We start from the raw sequence: 18,074 nt of genomic DNA, 5'->3' as shown, positions 1-18,074 counted from the left end.
CTCATGCCGCGCCGGTCTCGATTCCGCCGAGATAGGCCCGTCGCACCGCCGGGTCGGATTGCAGCGCCTGTGCCGTGCCGCTGCCGACGATCCTGCCGTTCTCGATGAGATAGCCGCGATCGGCGAGCGCGAGGCTTTCCCGCGCGTTCTGCTCGACCAGCAGCAGGCCGACGCCGGTTTCGCGCACCTGCCGGAGTGCTGCAAACAACTCGCGCACCAACAGGGGTGACAACCCGAGCGACGGCTCGTCGAGCAGCAGAATGTCCGGGTTCGACATCAGCGCGCGGCCGATCGCCACCATCTGCTGCTCGCCGCCGCTCATGGTCCGCACCATCTGCGGCAGTCTTTCGTTGAGACGGGGAAACAGCGACAGCACCTGCTGGCGCCGCACCGCCTCGCTGCTGCGCGCCCGCTTCGGATTGGCGCCGAGCAGCAGGTTTTCAGCGACCGTCAGTTCGCCGAAAATGCCGCGGCCTTCCGGCACCGACGCCAGTCCCGCCTCGACGGTCTCATGCGCCGGGAGGCGGGAAAGATCGCGGCCGGACAGAATGACGTTCTTGCCGGGCAGGCACGGGACGATTCCGGCGATGGCCTTCAGCAGCGACGTCTTGCCGGCGCCATTGGCGCCGAGGATGACGACGATCTCGCCGCGGCCGACGGTCAACGCCGCATCGCTTAGTGCGCGGTGCTGGCCATAGGCGACGCTGACGCCCGAGACATCAAGCATCGGTCGTTACTCCGAGATAGGCCTCGACGACGGCAGGATCGGCCAGCACCTCGTCGGGGCGGCCTTCGGCGATCCGGCGGCCGCTGTTCATGACCACGCAGCGATCGCAGAGGGAGCGGATCGCGTCCATGACATGTTCGACCAGCAGGATCGACAAACCCTCGTCTTTCAGGGAGCGGATCAATTCGATTCCGGTCAGGAGTTCCGACGGGTTCAGGCCGGCGAGCCATTCATCGAGCAGCAACAGCCGCGGCTTCAGCGCCAGCGCGCGGGCAAGCTCGAGCCGCTTGCAGTCGATATAAGTGAGTTCGGATGCCGAAAAACCGTCACGGCCCGACAGCCCGACCCGCTGCAACAACCGGTGCGCGGCGTCGTCGATCTCGACGCGCGCCAGATGCGGCCGGTGGAAGGCGAGGCCTGCCTTGACGTTCTCGGCGCAGCTCATGCCGTTGAGCACGCGAACCAGTTGAAACGTGCGCGCGAGGCCGAGGCGGGCGATGCGAAAAGCCGGCATGCCCTGGATGGCCTGTCCGGCAAAGCGGATGCTCCCGGAATCCGGACGCAGCACGCCCGAAACCAGATTAAGCGCGGTGGTTTTGCCGGAGCCGTTGGGACCGAGCAGCCCGACGATTTCGCCTGAATGCACGACGAGATCGACGGCGTTGACCGCGACCAGCCCGCCGAAGGCGCGGGTCAGCCCCGCTATCTCCAGAACCGGCGTGGAGGATGCGGCCGTCGTCATGGCTGCACCCCTGGCGCGGCCGGCGCTGCCGGCCGCCGCCAGCGCGCGCGCTCCCACAATCCGACGACGCCTGATGGCAGCGCATAGACGATCAGCAGGAAGACGATGCCGATGATCAAGGTCGATGTAGAGGGAAAGCGCGCCGACAGGAACTCGAACAACAGCGTCAGCGGGATCGCGCCGACCGCCGGCCCCCACAGCCGGTGCGCGCCGCCGAGCAGCGCCATGATCACGACCTCAAACGAAATCGTCGGATTGAACGCGATCGAAGGCTCGATATAGGTCCAGCGCGGCGCCATGATCGCGCCGACCAGGGTCATGAACACCGCGCTGATCGCAAACAGCGCCACCTTGGCGAAGGTGACATTGATGCCGCAGTGTCTGGCGACCGTCTCGTCCTCGCCGATGATGCGCAGCGCGAAGCCGAGCCGGGAGCGGGCGACGAGCCAGCCGATCGCGAACACCGCCACCGCAAGACCGAGCAGCTGCCAGTAGATGTCGCTCTGGGTGATATCGACGAACACGTAACGGCCGAGCACCCGGGTCTTGTTGACCTCGTACCAGATCACCAGCTGGCGGACGAGTTCGGCGAGGCCGAAGGTGAAGATCACGAAATGCAGGCCGCTGAGCCGCAGCGTGGAGACCCCGACGATCACCGCCATCAGCGCCCCGATCGCAACCGCGATCAAGAGCACCAGCGGCCACGCCAGTAGTTCACCGAGCACCGCCACGGTATAGGCGCCGACGCCGAAAAACGCCGTCGTCGCCAGCGAGACGTAGCGGGTCGGCCCGGAGAACAGTCCCCACGCGGTGGCAAGCACGGTGAACTGCAGCAGGCCGAGCGCGAGCGAAAGATGATACGCGTCCGCGTAGAGCGGCAGCAGCGCCAGCGCCGCCAGGCCCGCGACGGCGGCGATGCCAGCTGCGATGTGCGCAATGCTCATCGCTGCGCCCTGCCGAACAGGCCCGCCGGCTTCACCAGCAGGACGCCGAGAAACAGCGCGAAATTCACCGCCAGCGTCAGCCCGGGATCGACGAAGGTTGCCACCAGGGATTCACTGAGGCCGAGCGCGAGGCCCGCGACCAGGCAGCCGAGCAGATTGCCGACGCCCCCCATCACCACCACGATCAGCGCCTTCATGGTGAAGACGACGCCCGACGACGCGCTGAAGGTGAGGAACATGCTGATCAACACGCCTGCCGCGGCGACCAGCGCACCACCGATTGCAAAGGCGAAGGCAGATATCCAAGTGACGTCGATCGCCACCAACCGCGCCGCGGCAGGATCGACCGCCACCGCGCGTATGGCGGTGCCGAATCGGGTTCGGGTCAGCGCGAGATAGAGGGCGACGCCGAACAGCACCGCGAGGCCGAAAGCGATCAGCCGGTTCAAGGCCAGGGTTTCGCCGAGCACGGCAACCGGAATCGAGAGAAACGAATAGCTGAAATAGGCGCCGCCGAACATCGTCAGCATGATGCCCTGAACGATGAACATCATGCCGAAGGTGGCCAGGATGCTGTCCACCTCCAGCGCGTCGCGCGTCGGCGCGCGGCGCACCAGCGGCGTGAGCAGGACACGATACAGAATCATGCTCACGCCGAAGCCTGTGGGAACGACGACCGCCAGCCCCACCAGCGGATTCAAGGCCCATCCCGTGAACAGCCAGTACGAAGCAAAGGCCGCCGCGACGAGAAACTCGCCGTAGGACAGGTTCATGATCCGCGCCACGCCATATTGCAGGGTCAAGCCCATGGCGATCAGCGCATACATGCCCCCGAGCATGAGGCCGGTGAGGATGGCGTTGGTCATTGACCCCGGATCTGCCGCAGCGATCTGGCGATCACTGCGCCTTCCATGCCGGCTTGGGAATGATCGGCGCCCGCGCACCCTCGTTGGTGGCCGGACCGACACCGTAGAACTCGCCGCCCTGCCACTGCCCGACCCACCAGTATTTGGTCGGCAGGTTGTTCTCGAATTTGACCTTGCCGATCACGGTATCGAAGGTCCCGGTCTGCAGGTCCTTGATGACAGCGGCGCGGTCGATCTTGCCGACGCGTTCGATCGCCTGCTGCAGCATCTGCAGGCTGGCGTAGGTCACGGAACTGGCCCAGCGATCCGGCTCGGCGCCGTTCGCAGACGCCGCCTTGTGGCGCGCCAGGTAATCCTTGATCGCCGGGCTGTCGCCGTTCCATCCGCCGATCCCCATCACGCCCTCGGCGTTGGCGCCGAATTTCCCCTTGAACAGGGGAAATGCGGTGCCGACGCCGGTGTAGAAGATTTTTGGATTGAAGCCGGCGATCCGCGCCTGCTCGGTGAGCCCGAGCGTATCCGGCGGATAGCTGAAGGCGATGAAGACGTCGGGGTTGAGGGCCTTGGCCTCGTTGACCAGCGGGCTGAGGTCCTGGGTGCCGACCGGGTAGGTCTTGTCGTAGGCCAGCTTGAAATTGGCCTTGGCAAGCGCAGGCCGCGCTGCGCCCGAAAGGTCGATGCCGAAACCGTCGGCGACGCTGACCATGGCGACGGTGTCGCCGATCTTGCCTTCGCCGCGCAGCTTGACCAGGAGTTCGACCAGCGTATTGGCGGCGCCGGCACTGGTTCCGAGTAGCCAGAAACTGTTCGGCCAGCGCTTCGCCAGTTCAGGCGCACGGTCGGTGACCGCGGTGGCGGCCAGATGCGGATAGCCGGCCTTGTTCAGGATCGGTCCGACCGCGAGATTGAGGCCGGTTCCCCAGGGCGGCAGAATGAAATCGACCTTGTCCTGGGTGATCAGCCGGTCCAGCGCTTTTGCTGCCTCTTCCGCGCTGGAGCGATCGTCGTATTGCACGATCTCGATCGGCACCCGCTTGTCGCCGATCTTCAGACCGCCGGCAGCGTTTACCTCCTTCACCCACATTTCGTAGTTCGGCAGCGTCGTTACCGCGGCGCCGCCGGCGTTCGGCCCGGTGCGCGACAGGGCGTAGCCGATCTTGACCGAAGTCTGCGCCAGGGCCGGCCCGACCGAAAAACTGGCGACCCCGGCGATTGCGACCAATCCCGCTGCCAGGCGTGTGACTGATGAAACCATGTTCTCCTCCCAGAGCATTCCGTCCGTCGCCTTGATGGCGTTCGACCCTGAAGAGACTATTCGAGCGGTCTCGACAAGAGATTGGACGTATCCGGGCAAAGATTGTATCAATCCGTCAGCTTCCTCCCGATTGGAGCGACGGATTGTCCCAGGTGCTCGACACGATGCTTGTCCCTCCAGGTCCGGCCGGCTTCCTCGCGCAGGCAGGTTCGGCCCTGCATGCCGAAGGGTTTTCCGGCGGGCTCGCGCCGCGCCACTGGGTCATTCAGGAGGATAATGTGCGGCGCGCGCATCTGCTCTTGATCGAGAGTCGACGCGGCTCGGCCGTCCTGCGCGGCACGGTGGTGAAATTCGAAGCCCCTGCCCTGCTCTGGCTGCCCTGCGAGGTCGAGGGCGATCTTCAGGTGGAGGCCGGCGGACGAGGCTACCTCATCGCGGTTTCGGAGGATCTGTTGACGCGAACGGTGGCCGGCAGCCCGGAGGCATTGCACCTGCGGCGCACCACCGACCGCCTCGTGATGCTGAGCGGCGCGCAGATCGACGGCGCGCTCGACGCCGTGACGAACTCCTGCGCCATGCTGGTGCGGGAACTGCACAGGCCGCAACGCGGCGGCATGACCATGATCTCGTCCCATGTGCTGCAGCTCTGCCTGCATCTGTGGCGTTCGGCGGCCTCGGAAGAATTCGGCAGCGAGGATGCGCTCCGCGGAGACGGTCCGCGGTTGGTTGGAAATTTTCTGCAGATGGTGGAATTGCACTATCGCGACGGCTGGCCGATCGCGCGTTACGCCGTCGTGCTCGGCGTCACCTGCGACAGGCTGCATGCGCATTGCAAGCGCGAAAAATCGCGCAGTCCCCGCGCCATCATCCATGAGCGGCTGATCCACGAGGCCCGCACCCGCCTGCACCAGCTCGACCTGCCGGTCGAGCAGATCGGATACGGTCTGGGCTTTCGCGATCCCGGCTATTTCAGCCGTTTCTTCCAGAAGCACCAGGGCATTCCGCCCGGCGCCTATCGGCGTCGCGCCAGGGCCGAACAGGCGAAACGCGGTCCGTTTTACGCGGCATGGCCGTAGGTCCGCCCGGCTATCGCGCGCCGTGACCGGATCGATGCCGGCGCGTTGCGCCGAAGATCACCGGCGGGACCGCGCGGTTCACGACTTCGCGCATCGCAAAGCTCGATTGAATCCGCGCCACTCGCGGCAACCGGGAAAGCTCGGTCCTGTGGATGCGTTCGAAGTCCTCGATGTCCCGCGCCATCACGATGACGATGTAGTCGTCGCTGCCGGACATCAGGAAGCATCGAACCACTGACGGACAGTGGATCACGGCGGCTTCGAACGATTTGAGCGCATTCTCGTTCTGGCTTTCGAGGGTGACCCTGACCAGAACGGTGGTGGAGAGGCCAAAGCGCGTCAAATCCAGCACGGCCTGATAGCCGCGGATGAAGCCTTCTTCCTCGAGCATCTTCTGCCGCCGGGCGATCGCGGTGCTTGAAAGCGCCACGCGTTCGGCAAGTTCAACCTGGCTCGCCCGGGCATTGACCGTGAGTTCTGACAGGATCGTCGTATCGATATTGTCGAGCTGCATCGTCCTGATTCCCGTCAATTTGATTCCTGCGCCAAATTGTGATTTTACGCCGATTTTCAGCAAAGGATCGAAATAAATCGCCGATATCGCAAGGTTCTTAACCCGAATCCGCCGTAAAATATAAGCTCTGGATTCCAGGAAGGAGTATCGAACGATGCGGATCGGGGTGCCGAGGGAGATCAAGATTCATGAATATCGTGTCGGCCTCACACCGGACACCGTTCGTGAGTACGCAGCTGCCGGCCATAGCGTCGTCATCGAGGCCAATGCGGGTGCCGGGATCGGCGCTGACGACGACGCCTACCGCAGGGCGGGAGCTGCCATCGCCGACACGCCAGCCGAAATCTTCGCAACCAGCGACATGGTCGTGAAGGTCAAGGAACCCCAGGCTCGCGAATGGACCCAGCTGCGCGAAGGCCAGATCCTCTTCACCTATCTGCATCTGGCGCCTGATCCGGAACAGGCCAGAGGCCTGATGGCTTCGGGCTGCACCGCGATCGCCTATGAGACGGTCACGGATGCCAAGGGTGGGCTGCCCCTGCTCGCTCCGATGAGTGAGGTCGCAGGAAGACTCTCCATCGAGGCGGCCGGCTCGGCGTTGAAGCGCAGCGCCGGCGGCCGCGGCATTCTGCTCGGCGGCGTGCCGGGCGTCGTTCCTGCCCGTGTCGTGGTCATCGGCGGCGGGGTCGTCGGCTCCCACGCTGCGCGAATGGCCGTTGGGCTCGGCGCGGAAGTCACGATCCTGGACCGCTCGATCCCGAGGCTGCGTGAGCTCGACGAGTTGTTCCAGGGCCGAGTCCGCACCCGCTTCCCCACCGCCGAGGCAATCGAACAGGAGATTTTCGCCGCCGACGTTGTGATCGGCGCGGTGCTGGTCCCCGGTGCAAGCGCTCCGAAGCTGATCAACCGGAAAATGTTGAAATCCATGCGGCCGGGTTCGGTGCTCGTCGATGTCGCGATCGACCAGGGAGGCTGCTTCGAGACGTCTCGTCCGACGACGCATGATGAGCCGACCTATGAGGTCGACGGAATCATCCACTACTGCGTGGCGAACATGCCCGGTGCGGTTCCCCTCACCTCAAGCCATGCCTTGAACAACGCGACACTGCCGTTCGGGCTGGCATTGGCGAACCTCGGCTTCGTGGCGGTGATGCAAAATCCCCATCTGCGTGCGGGCCTCAACGTTCACCGCGGCCGCCTCACCAATAAGGCGGTTGCCGAAAGTCTGGGCTTGGCCTGCTTCCCGATTGAAGGCGCGATTGGCGCCTGAGCGTTCAGGACGGGAAGTCAGCCTGCCTGACCTGAATTCGATCGGCATGCAGTGACCAGTCGCAAAGCGACTGGGTTTCGCAAAATTTCTTCTTGGCCAGCTCCGTGGCGAGGCCCTCATTCGAAGCATCGACTTCCACGGTGCTCTGGCAGATCTCGCACTGCCGGCCGTTTTCGCCGAGCACGTCCTTCATGAATCTGACGACAAATCGCGACATGGAACCTTCCTCCCGCGGCCGCAACGCCAAGACAGGTCCATATAGAATTATCATACGGAGAAGGTTTTGACCGTGATCAAGAATACGGCGGAACTGCCCGAAGCCGCCTCAGGCGCCGGCTGACGGCAGGCTCGCGGCCGCGATGGCGACGATCAGCTTGAAGCGGCGTCCGATCCGGGACGTTGCCGAGCGCAAGAATGAGTTTACCTGTCGCATCTCGCCAATTCCTTCCACGCCGGCCGGAACCACCGTTCCGCAAACGGCGCGTTGAAGGAAAATGGCCGCGCCCGGGAGGCGTGTCGAGGCCGCAGCGAAAATAGCAACATGGCCATCGTCCGGCGGCTCATTCACAGTGGATTTATTGCCGCCATCCAGCCGGAGACGGTTGAATTCTTCTCCCGACAAACATAGTGGTTCACCAGCATCTTGGTCATGTCGACGACCCCGGCTTTCGCCGCCCAAACGGCGATGCGTTCAAGTATCGCTCTATTGGAGAACAATGCGATGAATCTGCCCTTTTCCAATGCGCGCACCGGCGGAAAGATCCTGGTCGATCAGCTCCTGATCCACGGCGCCGACATGGCGTTCTGCGTGCCGGGCGAGAGCTATCTGGAGGTGCTGGATGCACTGTTCGATGTGCGCGACCGCTTCAAGCTCGTCAACGCCCGTCACGAAGCCGGCGCCGCCAACATGGCCGAGGCCTACGGCAAGCTTACGGGCAGGCCCGGCATCTGCATGGTGACGCGCGGTCCCGGCGCATGCCATGCGTCGGTCGGCGTCCACACCGCATTCCAGGACTCGACGCCGATGCTCCTGCTCATCGGCCAGGTCGGCCGTGACATGATGGATCGCGAAGCCTTTCAGGAGATCGACTACCGTCAGATGTTCGGCCCTGTCGCCAAATGGGCGGCACAGATCGACGTCACGGCGCGGATTCCCGAATATATCGCGCGCGCTTTCCACATCGCGACCTCGGGCCGCCCTGGCCCGGTGGTGCTGGCATTGCCGGAGGACATGCTGACCGAAGTGACACAGGCGGGCGACGCGGTTTGCTATCGGCCGACGCAACCGGCCGCCCCGCCGCAGGCCTTCGCGCCAATTCGCGAACTGCTCGATGGCGCGAAGAAGCCCATGATCCTGGCTGGAGGTCCTGGCTGGAGCGACCGCGCCTGCGCCCAATTGCAGGATTTTGCCGAGGCCAACGGCATTCCGGTCGCGACCTCGTTCCGCCGGCAGGATACTTTCGACAACCGGTCGTCGTGCTTTGCCGGCGATCTCGGCACGTCCGGGCCGCCAGCTCTGGTGCAGCGCTTCAAGGAAGCCGATCTGCTGTTCGTAATCGGTGCGCGTCTCGGCGAAATGACCACCCAGGGCTACACTATTCTTTCGGCGCCAACGGCCCGACCGAGGCTGGTCCATGTCCACGCCGACGCCGACGAACTCGGCAAGGTATTCACGCCCGACATCGCCGTGCTGTCGTCTGCCGACAATTTCGTGGCTGGCCTGGCCGAGTGCCGCTGGTTTGCAGCCGATCGCTGGAACAGCTGGCGCAAATCCGCCCGTACCGACTATCTCAACGCGGTCGCAGCGCCGGACTGCACCCAGGCGCTGGACCTCGCCGCCGCGATGATCGAACTCGGCAAGCGGATCGGCGACAACGCGGTCGTCACACTCGACGCCGGCAATCACACCGGCTGGCCGCAGCGCTATCTGACCTATGCGCGGCCGGGCCGCCAGATCGGGCCCACCAACGGCGCGATGGGCTATTCGGTGCCGGCGGCGGTTGCCGCGTCGCTGGTCCACCCGGATCGCATCGTGATCGGCTGCGTCGGCGATGGCGGTTTCATGATGAGCGGACAGGAGATCTCGACCGCCGTGCAGCACGGCGGCAACCCGATCATTCTGCTGTTCAACAACAACATGTACGGCACCATCCGCATGCATCAGGAGCGCGAGCACCCTTCGCGCGTCGTCGGAACCGACCTCGTCAATCCGGACTTCGTGGCGATGGCGAAAGCGATGGGGGCGCATGCTGAGCGCATCACCCGCACCGGAGATTTTGCGCCGGCGCTCGAGCGCGCCATCGCGGCGAAACGTCCGGCGCTGATCGAACTGTGCACCGATCCGGAGCAGATTTCGACGCGCACCACCCTCACCAATCTGCGCGTGGCGGCCGAACAGCGGCAAACGAAAGCCGCTGCGGACTAAGGGCAAATCGCTAGCCCGGCGTAAACCCGAACGCCCGCTCGAAGCGCTTGGCGTAGGCCGGCCACACTTCGGGGTTGATGATGCGCGGCGGCCGCTTGCCGTCGAGTGCGCCGAGCATCTGCTCGGCGGCGATCCGGCCCATATTGATCCGCGCTTCCCTGGTCACTCCCGCCGTATGCGGGCTCGCCAGCACGTTGTCGAATTGCAGCAGCGGATGGTCCGGCGGCGGCGGCTCCTTGGCCCAGACATCGAGGCCGGCGCCGGCGATGCGCTTGTCGCGCAGCGCGTCATAGAGCGCGGCCTCGTCATGGATGAAGCCGCGGGCGGTGGTGATGAAATAAGCATGCGGCTGCATCAGCGCGAATTCCCGCGCGCCGATCATGCCGCGGCTCTCTTTCGTGAGCGGACAATTGATCGAGACGTAATCGGAGCGGCGCAGCACCTCGTCCAGCTCGACCTTCTCAGCCCCGCGCGCCGCCATCTCGGCTGCCGGGAGATAGGGGTCGTAGGCCAGCACCTTCATGCCGAGCAAACCCTTGCACAGTTCGGCGATGCGGCGGCCGACATTGCCGAGCCCGACGATGCCGATGGTCTTGCCCTGCGCCTCGGTGCCGATCAGGGCGTTACGGTTGACATTGGGATCGCGCCGCAGCGCGCGGTCCGCCTCGATGATGCGTTTCGACAGCGTCAGCATCATGCCGAGCGCATGTTCGGCCACGGAATGGGCGTTGCCGCCGGACTGGTTGACGACCAGCACGCCTGCCGCGGTGCAGGCCTCGACATCGACGGGATCGTAACCGGCGCCGTTGCTGGAGACGATCAAGAGGTTCGGCGCGCGGCGCAACAGGTCGGCATGGACGTGGAAGTGGCCGTCGAATTCGTCGCGTGCGGCGCCGATCTGGTAGGCGTGCGCCTGGGCCAGGATCGGCGCATAGATTTCCTCGGCGCTTTCGTTTTCGAGCCGGTCGAGACGGACGTCGGGCCGTGCCGCCAGCATCTCGGCAAAGATCGGATGCGCCAGATATTTGACGTAGAACACGCGCTTGTTATTCACGGACATTGCTGATGCGACTTTCAGTTCGGGAAGCCATAGAGTTTGGCCGGATTGGCGACGAGGATGCGATGCTGCGCCGCCTGATCCGGCGTCCACAGCTGAAACAATTCGAACAGATGTCCGGCGTCGGGCATTTCGCCTTCGACGCGCGGATGCGGCCAGTCGCCGCCCCACACCAGCCGTTCCGGATTGGCGGAGACCAGCGCCTCATGAAACGGCCTTGCGTCGGGATAGTCAGGAGCGTTGCGGCTGAGCCGATGAGCGCCCGACAGCTTGGCCCAGCACCAGCCGTCAGCGACCGCGCGCAGCAGGCTCTGAAAACCTTCCGTCCCGGTGCCGGCGCGGGCATCGGTGCGGCCCATGTGATCGATCACGACCGGCAGGCCGAGCGATTTCAGCACCGGCACGGTCTCGGGCAGATCCTTGACGTCGATCCAGAGCTGAAGATGCCATCCGAGCTCGGCCATGACGGGCGCGAGCGTTTGCGCCGCCGACAGCGGCACGCCGCCGCGATAGTGCAATTGCCCGTCGCGAAAGAAGTGATTGAAGCGCAGGCCGCGGACGCCGAGTCGATTCCACTCCCGAAGCTCCGCCGGCGCGATGTCGGCGTCGGCCACCGCGACGCCGCGCAGGCGGTCGGGCCGCCGCGCCAGCGCATCGAGCATGGCGGAATTGTCGCGGCCATGCGCGCTGCCCTGCACCAGCACGCCGCGCGCAAATCCGATTGTATCGAGCATGCCGAGATATTTCTCGAGCGGCGCATCCGGCGGCGTGTAGCTGCGATCGGGAGTGTAGGGAAACCGCGCCGCCGGCCCGAACACATGCGCATGGGTATCGCAGGCATTGGGCGGCGGCGGTACTTTCGGCCGGCTGACATCGCGCGGCGGCAGACAGGCAGGGATCATGGGATCATTCGGCCTTGATGCCGGCGGCCTTGATGATCGGCGCCCACTTTTCGTAGTCGGCCCGAATCTTGGCGTCGAACGCCTTCGGCGAACTGCCGATCGGCGATGCGCCGAGCTTGGCCAGCCGCGCCTTCACGGCGTCCGTGTTCAAGGCCGCGACGAAGTCCTGCGAAAGTTTGGCAACGAGATCGGCGGGCATGCCGGCCGGCCCGAGCAGACCCCACCAGACTTCGGTGTCGTAGCCCGGCACGGTCTCGGACATGCTGGGCACGTTGGGCAGCAGCGACGCCCGCGAAGCAGTAGTGACCGCGAGCGCACGGACCGTACCGGCCTCGAGCTGCGGAATCGATTCCGGCCCGTTGTTGAATGACATCGCAATCTGTCCGCCCAGGAGATCGTTTATGGCGGGTGCGCCGCCCCTGTAGGGAACGGCATTGAGATCGATCCTGGCAAGATTCTTCAGGAGTTCGCCGGCCAGGTGCGTCGACGTCCCGGTGCCCGCATAGGCAAAGGACAGGCTTCCCGGTTTGGCGCGCGCCTGCGCGATCATGTCGCCGAGCGTCTTGAACGGGGAGTCGGCACGCACCAGCAGGATGTTGGGCGACGACCCCAGCAGCGAAATCGGCGTGAAGTCCTTGAACGTGTCGTAGGGAATTTTCGGGTGCAGCAACGGATTGGTGGCGTGGCCGCTGGCGACGACGATCAATGTGTAGCCATCCGGCGGCGATGCGACGAGCGCCTGCGACGCGACCAGGCCGCCCGCGCCCGGCCGGTTTTCAACGATGACGGATTGACCCCATTGCTTTGAAACCACATCGCCCAGCGTGCGGGCGAGGATGTCGACGCCGCCACCGGCCGCGTAGGGCACGAAGATATGCACGGGCTTCGATGGAAACGACGACTGCGCGGATGCAGTCACAGCCGCGCTCAACATCGCCACCGCGACGACGGCCCACCTCAGAAAGCTGTCCATGGCACCCCTCCCGCTATTCATTATTTCTATTTCTTTTATCGCACACAGGCATATCCCAAAGGCACAGGCCGCCGCTACGATTGGCGCATGTTGACAATCCCGGAGATCGCGTCAAGTTTCGCCGCGCCGACAGAACGGCCGTGATGGCGTCGCGAACGGAAACCGTCGCAAGAAGCAATAAGGGAGAATTCGATGGCGGCCGCCGGGGGACAAACCTCGCCTCAAGCTTCCGGGAAGAACTGGCACGAGGTAGTGCTGGAAACGCTCAAGCGCAACGACATCCGGCTGGTGCCCTACGTCCCCGACCGCGTGCTGACGACGCTGATCAAGAGCATTCACGCCGACCCGTTCTTCACGACCTTTCCAACCGCGCGCGAGGAAGAAGCGGTCGGCATCATCTCCGGCGCCTGGATGGGCGGCATGCGCGGCGCCGTGCTGATGCAGACTTCCGGCTTCGCCACGCTGGCCAACGTGCTGGCGTCGCTGGTGGTGCCGAGCCAGATCCCGCTGATCATGTTCGTATCCGAGCGTGGCACGCTCGGTGAATTCAACTACGGGCAGACGCTGGTGTGCCGCACCATGCGGCCGGTGCTGGATTCGCTGGCGATGGAGCATCACACCTGCACCCGGCTCGATGAATTCGAATTCATCGTCGATCGGTCGATCAAGCAAGCCATCACCACGCAGGCGCCGGTGGCGCTGATCCTGTCGCCGCTGCTGACCGGCGGCAAAGTCTTCGACAAGTGAGTGCAGCCATGAACACGGCAACCAACGGCCCCGCCCGCAACACCAAGGTGATGAACCGGTTCGATCTCACTTCGAGGCTGGTCGCGAAGCTGAAGAACGAGGAAGCCGTGATCGGCGGCATCGGCAACACCAATTTCGACCTGTGGGCCGCCGGCCACCGGCCGCAGAATTTCTACATGCTGGGCAGCATGGGGCTGGCGTTCCCGATCGCACTCGGCGTCGCGCTGGCGCAGCCGAAGCGTCGCGTCTTTGCGCTGGAAGGCGATGGCTCGCTGCTGATGCAACTGGGATGCCTGTCCACCATCGCGATGCTGAAGCCGAACAACCTCACCATGATCGTGATGGACAACGGCATCTACCAGATCACCGGCGCGCAGCCGACACCGGCCGCGGCGGTGGCGGACATCATCGCCATCGCCATCGGCTGCGGTCTTTCGAACAGCGCCTGGGCGGCCGACGAGGAGGATTTCGAGCGTCTCGTCGATCGATCGATGACGGCCTCCGAGCCTGTCCTGATCGGGGTGCGCATCGACGACAAGCCGGGGGTCGGCACCACCCGTCGCGATCCCGTGCAGATCCGGGAGCGCTTCATGCACGGCATCGGCGTGCGGGAACCGCTATAAAAACAGGCATTAACCAAAGGGCATCGTCCGTTCGCATCTGCGGAATATCCTGTCGCTAATCGTGTTATCCCATTCCCATGACGATGCCCCTTCGAATATTCGCCTGGCTGCTCGCCGCGGCGGTGGCCTTTGCGACGCTGGGGCCGCCGGGATTGCGGCCGCATTCCGACCTCGGTCAGAACGGCGAACACGCCCTCGCCTTCGTCCTGATCGGGCTCGCCTTCGGCCTCGCCTATACGCAGCGCCGCCTGCTGACGGCGGCGGCCGCCGTTGTCATGATCGCCCTGATCGAAGTCCTGCAGTTCTGGGCGCCGGGACGGCACGCGCGATGGTCGGATTTCGTCGTCGACGCCGTGGCCGCCTGCGCCGGCCTCGCCGCGGCGGCAGTACTGGACTGGGCCATCCAGCGATCCCGCACCCAGACTTCGTCATAGAAGTCCCCGCGGGAACAAGCTGGCATCACGCCGCCGATCTCATGACCCGCCATCATCTCCAGCGCCCTGACCATCGCCGAGTGGTCCGATGCCTTGCCGCCATGCGCGGCGCAGGAACGGAAGAGCTGCTGGGCCGCGGCGGTGTTGGGCAATGAAAGCTCCAGCGCCCGCCTTCGAGGGCGAGATTGAGATCCTTCTGGTGCAGCTCGATGGGCTCCCACTTCGCTCTGCAGGCACCAGGATCTAGTCCTCGTTCGCCTTGAACCGTCCCAGTCCCTTCAGCACGAACGGCGCCACCAGCGCGATCAGCGCGACGCCGAGCAGCGTCGCCGACATCGGACTTTGCAGCAGCGCCAGGGGATCGCCGAGGCTGATCGCCATCGCGCGGCGCAACTGGCTTTCGGCGATCGGTCCGAGGATGAGACCGATGACGACAGGCGCGATCGGGAAATCGAACCTGCGCATCAAAAAGCCCATCACCCCGAAGCCCGCCAGCATCGACAGCTCGACCACCGACGGCTTCGCCGCAATGGTGCCCGTGGTCGCGAACACGAGAATTCCGGCGTAGAGCCACGGCTGCGGGATCGCGAGCAGTTTCACCCACAAGCCGACCAGCGGCAGATTGAGAACCAGCAGCATGCAGTTGGCGATGAACAGGCTTGCGATCAGGCCCCAGACCAGTTCGGGCCGCTCCGCGAACAGCAGCGGTCCCGGGTTCAGGCCGTATTGCTGAAAGCCCGCCAGCATCATCGCGGCGGTTGCCGATGTCGGAAGCCCGAGCGTCAGCAACGGCACGAGGGTGCCGGCGGCGGAGGCGTTGTTGGCCGCTTCCGGCCCCGCGACGCCTTCGATGGCGCCCTTGCCGAATTGCTCCGGGTGTTTCGTCAGCCGCTTTTCTGTGGAGTAAGACAGGAATGTCGGAATCTCCGCGCCGCCGGCGGGAAGCGCGCCGATCGGAAAACCGAACAGCGTCCCGCGCAGCCACGGTTTCCATGACCGCTTCCAGTCCTCCTTCGTCATCCACAGCGAGCCGCGCACGGGCTCGAGCTTCTCCTCGGTGTGATGACGGCGCGATGCGACGTAGAGCGCCTCCCCGAGGGCGAACAGGCCGACCGCCAGCGTCGTCACTTCGACGCCATCGAGCAGTTCAGGGATGCCGAAAGCGAGCCGGGCCTGACCGGTGAGCTTGTCGATGCCAACAAGCCCGAGCGTCAGCCCGATGAACAGGCTGGTCAGTCCGCGGATCGGCGAATCTCCGAAGGTTGCCGACACCGTGACGAAGGCCACGCACATCAACGCAAAATAATCCTCAGGCCCGAAGCGCACCGCAAAATCCACCAGCCACGGCGCCAGAAAGGCCAGGCCGATGGTGGCGATGGTGCCCGCGACGAACGAGCCGATCGCCGCGGTCGCAAGCGCGGGACCGCCGCGGCCGGCCTTGGCCATCTTGTTGCCCTCGAGCGCGGTCGCCATCGATGCGCTCTCGCCGGGCGTGTTGATCAGGATGGCGGTGGTCGATCCGCCGTACATGCCGCCGTAATAGATGCCGGCGAACATGATCAGCGAACCGCCGGGATCGAGCTTGTAGGTCACCGGCAGCAGCAACGCGACCGTCAGCGCGGGACCGATACCGGGCAGCACGCCCACCGCGGTGCCGAGCAGCACGCCGATCAGCGCATAGAGCAGGTTCAAGGGCTGGACCGCGACGGCCATGCCGTGAGCGAGCGCGGCGAAGGTGTCGACCATTACAGCAGCCTTTCCAGCGGGCCGGCGGGAAGGCTCAACGTCAGCAGCCGATCGAACGCGAGATAGATCAGGGTGGTCATCACCAGGGCGATGGCGAGGTCGGCGAGAAAGGCGCGCCGTCCAAAGGCTCTTGCCGTGGTGACGAACAGTGAGGTGGTAGCAAGGATAAAGCCGCCGCCAAGGCCGATGATGGCGATCAGAAGCGCAAGGCCCGCGAGAATAAGCCACACAGTCCTGGGATCGGCGCTCTCGCGCGCCGGCAGATTGCCCCGCAACGCGTCGATCAAATTGCCGATCGAAAGAATGCCGAGCCCGACGGCGATGACGATCGGCATCGCGTGGGGGCCCATTCCGTAAGGCGTGTTGGATTGCAGCCGGCTCGCGTCCCATACCAGCACCGCGGCAAGGACCGCGAGCGCCAGGGCAATGACCAAGCCCGCACGGTCGATGTGCCGCGACGCCGGACCATGCGGAAGATCGCTGGAAGCGCTATCCGGCGTCATGATTTGACGAGGCCGACCGACTTCAGCACCTCGGTGATGCGCGCATTTTCCTTCTTCAGGAAATCCCCGAACGCATCGCCACCGAGATAAGCGTCAGCCCAGCCCTTCTGCTTGAGGATGTCCTTCCAGGCGTCGGACTTGGCCATCTTCTCCACCGCATCGCTCAGGGTCTTGCGCTGTTCCGCCGTGATGCCGGGAGCTGCGACCACCGAGCGCCAGTTGGCCAGCACCAGGTCGATCCCCTGTTCCTTGAAGGTCGGAATATCGACGCCCGGGATGCGCTTTTCCGACGTCACGCCGAGCGCGCGCAGTTTGCCGGACTTGATCTGGCCGTCGTATTCACTCAGGCCAGAAATGCCCGCGGTGACTTTTCCGCCCAGAATGGCCGCCAGCGACTCGCCGCCTCCGGAAAACGGAATGTAGTTGATCTTCTTCGCATCGGCGCCGATCGTCCCCGCAAACAGCGCCGCCATCACATGGTCGACGCCGCCGGCCGAGCCGCCGGCAAAGGTTGTCTTGGCGATGTCCGCCTTGAGAGCGGCGGCAAGATCCTGCGCGGTCTTGATCGGCGAATTCGCCGGCACCACGATGACCTGGATCTCCTCGGTGAGGCGCGCAATCGGCGTCACCTGATCGAGCGTCACAGGCGATTTGTTCATGGCCAGCGCCCCGACCATGACGAAGCCGTTCACCATCATCTGGTTGCCGTCGCCCTTGGCGCCGTTGACGAACTGCGCGATGCCGACGCTGCCGCCGGCGCCTGCAACGTTGGTGACCTGGACACTGCGGGCGATTCCGGCGGCGACAAGCGCTTGCTGCATCGCTCGGGCCGTCTGATCCCACCCGCCGCCGGGGGCCGCGGGCGCCATCACCTTGAGTTCGAGCTGCTGCGAGAGGGCCGGATAGCCGGCCGCCAGCGTCAGCGCGACGACCGCGCCGAACAGGCGCGCGTGAAACGGGATCATTGGAGTTCCTCCAGGCTTGTGCGGAGCGGCTGTTGTTGACGATTGGCCGCCGTGTCATTTCGTCGCATATCAACCGGAAAACCCGCCGCTGTCCAGAAAGGACTGTTCGCCGGCGCCGTGTTTCGCTGCAAAAACGCGATTGCGGTGTGGAAAGCGTCCGATTGGTGGCCAGCACCGCCTTGCCGGCGCCGGACGCCACCATCGCGGCGCGGCCGCCGACTCTTGTCAGCGAACGCATGATCTCGCGGCTCTACATCCTGGTCAGCACATCGCGACCCGCATTCATCCGTTAGAGCATGATAGCT

General features: G+C 64.8%; 20 protein-coding genes and 2 pseudogenes. 6 read left to right on the top strand and 16 right to left on the bottom strand.

Going from position 1 to position 18,074, the window contains the following annotated elements; genetic code table 11:
• Position 1: 1 nt before the first annotated feature.
• Genes KMZ68_RS10435 through KMZ68_RS10415 form a run of 5 tightly spaced genes read right to left on the bottom strand, consistent with a single transcriptional unit; the run spans position 2 to position 4,534 of the window.
• On the bottom strand, positions 2-727 hold the full coding sequence (locus KMZ68_RS10435) for an ABC transporter ATP-binding protein (RefSeq protein WP_215615689.1): 726 nt from the start codon (positions 725-727) through the stop codon (positions 2-4).
• Positions 720-1,469, bottom strand: a complete 750-nt coding sequence (locus tag KMZ68_RS10430) for an ABC transporter ATP-binding protein (protein WP_215615688.1) — start codon at positions 1,467-1,469, stop codon at positions 720-722. Before KMZ68_RS10430 ends, KMZ68_RS10435 begins: the two co-directional genes overlap by 8 nt.
• Entirely contained in the window at positions 1,466-2,413 is a 948-nt protein-coding gene (locus KMZ68_RS10425) for a branched-chain amino acid ABC transporter permease (protein ID WP_215615687.1), read from the bottom strand. The genes KMZ68_RS10430 and KMZ68_RS10425 overlap by 4 nt, the downstream gene beginning before the upstream one ends.
• On the bottom strand, positions 2,410-3,279 hold the full coding sequence (locus KMZ68_RS10420) for a branched-chain amino acid ABC transporter permease (protein ID WP_249779582.1): 870 nt from the start codon (positions 3,277-3,279) through the stop codon (positions 2,410-2,412). Before KMZ68_RS10420 ends, KMZ68_RS10425 begins: the two co-directional genes overlap by 4 nt.
• A 31-nt stretch (positions 3,280-3,310) precedes the next feature.
• The gene (locus KMZ68_RS10415; protein WP_215615686.1) at positions 3,311-4,534 is read right to left on the bottom strand and encodes an amino acid ABC transporter substrate-binding protein; all 1,224 of its coding nucleotides are present in this window, start codon (positions 4,532-4,534) and stop codon (positions 3,311-3,313) included.
• A gap of 164 nt (positions 4,535-4,698) precedes the next feature.
• Between KMZ68_RS10415 and KMZ68_RS10410 the strand changes: the two genes are divergently transcribed.
• Complete coding sequence (locus tag KMZ68_RS10410; protein WP_215615685.1) at positions 4,699-5,610, top strand: helix-turn-helix domain-containing protein; 912 nt, start codon at positions 4,699-4,701, stop codon at positions 5,608-5,610.
• A 10-nt stretch (positions 5,611-5,620) separates the two neighbouring features.
• Here KMZ68_RS10410 and KMZ68_RS10405 read toward each other — a convergent pair whose 3' ends face one another.
• Positions 5,621-6,124 (bottom strand): Lrp/AsnC family transcriptional regulator, encoded by a 504-nt coding sequence (locus tag KMZ68_RS10405; RefSeq protein WP_215616279.1) that lies wholly within the window; start codon positions 6,122-6,124, stop codon positions 5,621-5,623.
• A 154-nt stretch (positions 6,125-6,278) separates the two neighbouring features.
• On the opposite strand from KMZ68_RS10405, the gene ald reads away from it, so the two are divergent.
• The gene (gene ald / locus KMZ68_RS10400) at positions 6,279-7,394 is read left to right on the top strand and encodes an alanine dehydrogenase (protein WP_215615684.1); all 1,116 of its coding nucleotides are present in this window, start codon (positions 6,279-6,281) and stop codon (positions 7,392-7,394) included.
• A 4-nt stretch (positions 7,395-7,398) separates the two neighbouring features.
• Here the strand turns inward: ald and KMZ68_RS10395 are convergent, their stop codons facing one another.
• Both KMZ68_RS10395 and KMZ68_RS10390 read right to left on the bottom strand, forming a co-directional pair.
• Positions 7,399-7,611, bottom strand: coding sequence for a hypothetical protein (locus KMZ68_RS10395; protein ID WP_215615683.1), 213 nt, complete (start codon positions 7,609-7,611; stop codon positions 7,399-7,401).
• A gap of 108 nt (positions 7,612-7,719) precedes the next feature.
• On the bottom strand, positions 7,720-8,016 hold the full coding sequence (locus KMZ68_RS10390) for a hypothetical protein (RefSeq protein WP_215615682.1): 297 nt from the start codon (positions 8,014-8,016) through the stop codon (positions 7,720-7,722).
• 99 nt (positions 8,017-8,115) lie between these two features.
• Between KMZ68_RS10390 and KMZ68_RS10385 the strand changes: the two genes are divergently transcribed.
• Entirely contained in the window at positions 8,116-9,819 is a 1,704-nt protein-coding gene (locus KMZ68_RS10385) for a thiamine pyrophosphate-binding protein (protein ID WP_215615681.1), read from the top strand.
• Between the two features lie 10 nt (positions 9,820-9,829).
• Here the strand turns inward: KMZ68_RS10385 and KMZ68_RS10380 are convergent, their stop codons facing one another.
• The 3 genes from KMZ68_RS10380 to KMZ68_RS10370 are packed head-to-tail and all read right to left on the bottom strand — an operon-like array spanning position 9,830 to position 12,751.
• A complete protein-coding gene (locus KMZ68_RS10380) occupies positions 9,830-10,879 on the bottom strand; it encodes a hydroxyacid dehydrogenase (RefSeq protein ID WP_215615680.1) in 1,050 nt (349 codons plus the stop codon).
• 14 nt (positions 10,880-10,893) lie between these two features.
• Positions 10,894-11,778 carry an amidohydrolase family protein gene (locus tag KMZ68_RS10375; protein WP_215615679.1) on the bottom strand — a complete coding sequence of 295 codons (885 nt, stop codon included), beginning with the start codon at positions 11,776-11,778 and terminating at the stop codon, positions 10,894-10,896.
• A 4-nt stretch (positions 11,779-11,782) separates the two neighbouring features.
• Entirely contained in the window at positions 11,783-12,751 is a 969-nt protein-coding gene (locus KMZ68_RS10370; protein ID WP_215615678.1) for a Bug family tripartite tricarboxylate transporter substrate binding protein, read from the bottom strand.
• Positions 12,752-12,943: 192 nt separating this feature from the next.
• On the opposite strand from KMZ68_RS10370, the gene KMZ68_RS10365 reads away from it, so the two are divergent.
• The 3 genes from KMZ68_RS10365 to KMZ68_RS10355 all read left to right on the top strand — a co-directional run bounded on the left by KMZ68_RS10365 (position 12,944) and on the right by KMZ68_RS10355 (position 14,555).
• Positions 12,944-13,498: a thiamine pyrophosphate-binding protein gene (locus KMZ68_RS10365; protein ID WP_215615677.1), complete on the top strand. Its 555-nt coding sequence runs from the start codon at positions 12,944-12,946 to the stop codon at positions 13,496-13,498.
• A gap of 8 nt (positions 13,499-13,506) precedes the next feature.
• Positions 13,507-14,121: a thiamine pyrophosphate-dependent enzyme gene (locus tag KMZ68_RS10360; protein WP_215615676.1), complete on the top strand. Its 615-nt coding sequence runs from the start codon at positions 13,507-13,509 to the stop codon at positions 14,119-14,121.
• A gap of 77 nt (positions 14,122-14,198) precedes the next feature.
• Positions 14,199-14,555, top strand: a complete 357-nt coding sequence (locus KMZ68_RS10355; protein ID WP_215615675.1) for a VanZ family protein — start codon at positions 14,199-14,201, stop codon at positions 14,553-14,555.
• 35 nt (positions 14,556-14,590) lie between these two features.
• Here KMZ68_RS10355 and KMZ68_RS26005 read toward each other — a convergent pair.
• The 5 genes and pseudogenes from KMZ68_RS26005 to KMZ68_RS26000 form a co-directional block, all read right to left on the bottom strand.
• A pseudogene (locus KMZ68_RS26005) lies at positions 14,591-14,820 on the bottom strand (NAD-binding protein); the annotation flags it as partial.
• A complete protein-coding gene (locus KMZ68_RS10350) occupies positions 14,799-16,301 on the bottom strand; it encodes a tripartite tricarboxylate transporter permease (protein ID WP_249779581.1) in 1,503 nt (500 codons plus the stop codon). The pseudogene KMZ68_RS26005 and the gene KMZ68_RS10350, both read right to left, overlap by 22 nt.
• On the bottom strand, positions 16,301-16,804 hold the full coding sequence (locus KMZ68_RS10345) for a tripartite tricarboxylate transporter TctB family protein (RefSeq protein ID WP_215615674.1): 504 nt from the start codon (positions 16,802-16,804) through the stop codon (positions 16,301-16,303). Before KMZ68_RS10345 ends, KMZ68_RS10350 begins: the two co-directional genes overlap by 1 nt.
• Positions 16,801-17,769 carry a Bug family tripartite tricarboxylate transporter substrate binding protein gene (locus KMZ68_RS10340; RefSeq protein WP_215615673.1) on the bottom strand — a complete coding sequence of 323 codons (969 nt, stop codon included), beginning with the start codon at positions 17,767-17,769 and terminating at the stop codon, positions 16,801-16,803. The genes KMZ68_RS10345 and KMZ68_RS10340 overlap by 4 nt, the downstream gene beginning before the upstream one ends.
• Positions 17,770-17,932: 163 nt before the next feature.
• A pseudogene (locus KMZ68_RS26000) lies at positions 17,933-18,019 on the bottom strand (IclR family transcriptional regulator); the annotation flags it as partial.
• Between the last annotated feature and the right edge of the window lie 55 nt (positions 18,020-18,074).

The organism is Bradyrhizobium sediminis, assembly GCF_018736105.1.
Taxonomy (GTDB): domain Bacteria; phylum Pseudomonadota; class Alphaproteobacteria; order Rhizobiales; family Xanthobacteraceae; genus Bradyrhizobium.
Note: the sequence above shows the minus strand (reverse complement) of the source record. Positions and strands in the feature narration are given on the sequence as shown.